Source organism: Streptomyces sp. NPDC059456 (genome assembly GCF_042750055.1).
In the GTDB taxonomy this organism is placed as follows: Bacteria; Actinomycetota; Actinomycetes; order Streptomycetales; family Streptomycetaceae; genus Streptomyces.
On record NZ_JBHYVA010000990.1, the window covers coordinates 1 to 2,173 of the forward strand.

A 2,173-nucleotide genomic window follows, 5' to 3' on the forward strand; every position below is an offset into this window, starting at 1 on the left:
CGTCACGCCCACCACTGCGCCCGGCGCCCCGGCCGCCGCGCCCCCGGCCGCCGCACGGGCGGCGGCGCAGGCGGCACCGGCGGCCACGGCGGGGTTCGGGCCGCCCCCGGCCGGGGAGTTCGGGCCCTCGGAGACCGGGAGCTTCCACCTCCGGCCGCCCGAGCACCCCGGCGCCCCGGGCGCCCCCGGCACGAGCGCGGGCACCGCCACCGCCGCCGCCGTCGCACCGGCCTCCGCCCGGCCCGTGCGGACCGGCCGGATCGCCCCGCCCCCGGCGAAGGTCACGGCCGGGATCCTCACCGCCGCGCTGCTCTGCTTCGCGGTGGGCGTCTGGGCACTGACCCGGATCTGACCCGCCCGCGCGGCCGGCTCCCGGCGGCCCTACGCCGTGCGCCCGCGGCGCGCCAGCAGCAGCCACCCGCCGAGTACGAGCAGCAGCACCGTCCCGGCGGAGAAGCCCGCGCCCGCCACGACCCGCATCACCGAGCGGCCCGCGGCGGCGTCCGCCGCCTCGGGGGCGGTGAGCCCGTCCCGGGCGGCGGCCCTGTCGTCGGCCCCGACCCCGAACCCGGCGGCGGTCAGGCTCTCCTCGTACGCGGGCGCCTTGGCCGGGCCGCCCGTGACCTGCATGCGCAGGGTGAGCGGGACCGGCGTCGCGTCCTCGGTGAACTCGGCCACCTTGCCGCCCAGGGTGACGGCGACGTAGTACCAGCCGGCCAGCCGGACCCCGCGTACCGCCTCGGTGTCCGCGAAGCGGTTCTCGTACGCCACCGGCGCGGTCTTCGGCAGGGTCAGGCCCGCCTGCTTGCCCCCGTACGCGACGTCCTTGTCCTCGACCGGGCTCCGGTACGGGCTGTACAGCGCGACGGTGAGCCCGTTGGAGGCGGAGCCGTACGACTTGGTCATCCGGGCGTCGGAGAGCTCCGCGCTCAGTCCCAGCTGCTGTCCCCAGTCGAGCGGGACGCGGTAGAAGCGGGTCTGCCCGGGGCGCAGGTCGTCCCGCCAGACGCCGGTGCCCAGGGCGCGGGCGTCGTTGAACCCGGTGCCGCCGGCCCGGTCCACGGGCTCGGTGCCGGGCAGGGTGGGCGAGGCGGAGGGCCGGACACCGGGCGCGGTGGTCGGGGCGCTGCCGGCGGTGGGGGCGGGTTCGCGCCGGAGCAGGAGCTCCACCGGCCACGCGCTCTGGTCGGAGTCCTTGGCGGCGGTGCGGGTGACCTTCGCGAAGTAGACGCCTGCTCCCTGGCAGTCGGCGTCCTCTTCGAGCCGCCGGACGGCGGCCGCGGCGAGCGGGACCGGGTCCGGGCCGAAGCGGGCCCGGCCGGGGTTCTCGGGGCAGCGCGCGCCTTCCCGGGTCATGAGTTCGACTTCGAGGCCGTCGGAGTACCCGACCTTCGCGCCGCGCGGGGGCTGGATGACGGCGGAGAAGTACGCGCTGGAGGCGTCGTCGAGGTTCAGCCGGTAGACGCGCTCGCCCGGGCCCATCGTGTCCGCGTAGACCTGGCCGACGGCCACGAGCGGGGCGTCCGCGCTGGTGGGCCTGCCCTCGATCCGGCGGGCGCCCTCGGCTCCGCGGTACCCCGGCGCGGGCTGCGGGGGCGCCGTGGCGGCCTGCACCGCTCCCGACGGGCCCAGGGCCAGCCCCAGGGCCGCCGCCCCCGCCAGTGCCGTCGTCCGCACCCGCCCCATCACGCCACCCCGATTTTGCTAACGCAAGCCAAATCTTTGCATAACGTAACTTTTTGTCACAGAACAGCACAAAGCCCCGGCCGCAGCGGCAGCCGGGGCTTCATGAGATCAGCTTTTCGGTCTCACACACCGGAACCAGAGGGCACGGAGTCAGTTGCCTCCGTCCACAGGTCCTGCTCGGCGCGGTCCGCCTGGATCTGGCGGTACACGAGGAGCCCGCCGATGGCGGCCAGTGCGACCAGGAGCAGCTTCTTCACCGCGCGACCTCGTCTTTCATTGACGTTGGGGACTTCTGACGGCCAACAATACACACGCACCGATACCGTTCGGTGACCTGGGAACCCCACAACTGACCCTACGAAGAAAAGCCCCCCCGCCCGGTCGCGTGGGGGGTGTGTGCGATGTGGGGCGTGACCTGTATTGATAAGAGCGGGTCCCGGGCGGTGATCTACACAAAACCGAACACCCCCCCAAACAAAGAGTGTCG

The 2,173-nt window shown here is 74.7% G+C and carries 2 protein-coding genes and 1 pseudogene; 1 reads left to right on the plus strand and 2 read right to left on the minus strand.

Features of this window, described 5'->3' with window-relative positions; all coding sequences use genetic code 11:
• Positions 1-352: pseudogene (locus ACFXA3_RS41410) on the plus strand (serine/threonine protein kinase); the annotation flags it as partial.
• Between the two features lie 29 nt (positions 353-381).
• Here the strand turns inward: ACFXA3_RS41410 and ACFXA3_RS41415 are convergent.
• Positions 382-1,686 (minus strand): hypothetical protein, encoded by a 1,305-nt coding sequence (locus ACFXA3_RS41415; protein ID WP_385196497.1) that lies wholly within the window; start codon positions 1,684-1,686, stop codon positions 382-384.
• A 122-nt stretch (positions 1,687-1,808) separates the two neighbouring features.
• Complete coding sequence (locus tag ACFXA3_RS41420) at positions 1,809-1,943, minus strand: DLW-39 family protein (RefSeq protein WP_208809277.1); 135 nt, start codon at positions 1,941-1,943, stop codon at positions 1,809-1,811.
• Between the last annotated feature and the right edge of the window lie 230 nt (positions 1,944-2,173).